The organism is Arhodomonas sp. KWT (assembly GCF_010993615.1).
The window spans coordinates 1-1,244 of record NZ_WNXE01000485.1 but is presented as its reverse complement, the minus strand read 5'-3'; the positions used below and the strand labels follow the sequence as shown (position 1 = coordinate 1,244).

The window sequence follows — 1,244 nt, the reverse complement described above, 5'->3', positions numbered from 1 at the left end:
CCAGCTACGGCCTCCCGGAACGGGTAGGTCGTGCACGGCCGAAGGCCGTGTGCGACATCCCAACAGTTTCCGCAGGTTGGCTGCTCCTGGCAGCCAACATCCACGGCCCGCACCCGCCGCGAGCAACGTCGGCTGCCTGCGAGCAGCCGACCTACGGCCCCGTGGAACGGCCGGTCGTGTGCGAGACATGCCCGCCCGACGGGGCGGCGCGCGCTCAGGCCCGCGCCTGCAGCTCGTCGATGCCGCGATTGGCAAGGGCGTCGGCACGTTCGTTGCCGTCGTGACCCGTGTGCCCGCGCACCCAGTGCCAGTGCACGGTGTGCTGCGAGGCGAGCTCGTCAAGGCGCTGCCAGAGGTCGGCGTTCTTCACCGGTTTGCGCGCGCTGGTGCGCCAGCCGCGGCGCTTCCAGCCGGGCATCCACTCGGTGATGCCCTGGCGGACGTACTGCGAATCGGTGGTGAGGTCCACCTCGCAGCGGCGCTTGAGGCTCGCCAGGGCCTCGATGGCGGCGGTGAGCTCCATGCGGTTGTTGGTGGTCTCGGGCTCGCCGCCCCAGAGCTCGCGCTCGTGTTCGCCGTAGCGCAGCACCGCCCCCCAGCCGCCGGGCCCCGGGTTACCCCGGCACGCGCCGTCGGTAAAGATCTCGACTCGATTCACCCCTGTGGGCCTCCGCGGGCGTCGCGGGCGGCGCTGTTGCCGGGCCGCACGCGCGATGCCCCGGCGAGGCCGCCGCGGATGACTTGAAGCCGCGGACGCATCGCCGGCTCCAGCGGCGTCATCCCGGCCACGTGTTTCTGCGCCACCGTCAGGTTTACCCCGCCGGCAATGCGCGCATAGCGTGGCCCGAGCCGCTCCATGGGCGCAAGCCACTCCAGGCTGCGCGTGTGGCGCAGCGGCGGGCGGCAGAACAGGCCCTCGCGGCGCTGCACGGTCAGCCCGAGCAGCCGCAGCCAGTCGTTCACGCGCGAGCGCCCGAAGTAGTGTCCCGTCCACGGCGCCCGGCTGCCGCGCACACCGGCCAGCACACGGCGCACGCCCCAGAGGCTGAACGGATTGAAGCCCAGTACCAGGACGTGCCCCTCCGGTGCGAGCACGCGCTCGACCTCGCGCAGGAGCTGGTGCGGATCCTCACTGAACTCGAGCTGGTGGATCACGAGTACGGCGTCCACGCTCGCACTCTCCAAGGGTAGCAGCTCCGGCTCCGCGACCACGTCCACCGGGCCACGGGGCCAGCGGTCCACCA

General features: G+C 72.1%; 2 protein-coding genes. Both read right to left on the bottom strand.

The window, feature by feature from the left end; translation table 11 throughout:
- Positions 1-214: 214 nt before the first annotated feature.
- Positions 215-658 carry a ribonuclease HI gene (rnhA, locus tag G7A99_RS20110; RefSeq protein WP_018718435.1) on the bottom strand — a complete coding sequence of 148 codons (444 nt, stop codon included), beginning with the start codon at positions 656-658 and terminating at the stop codon, positions 215-217.
- Positions 655-1,244: class I SAM-dependent methyltransferase (locus tag G7A99_RS20105; protein ID WP_163143585.1), on the bottom strand; the 590-nt coding region annotated here is incomplete at its 5' end. The genes rnhA and G7A99_RS20105, both read right to left, overlap by 4 nt.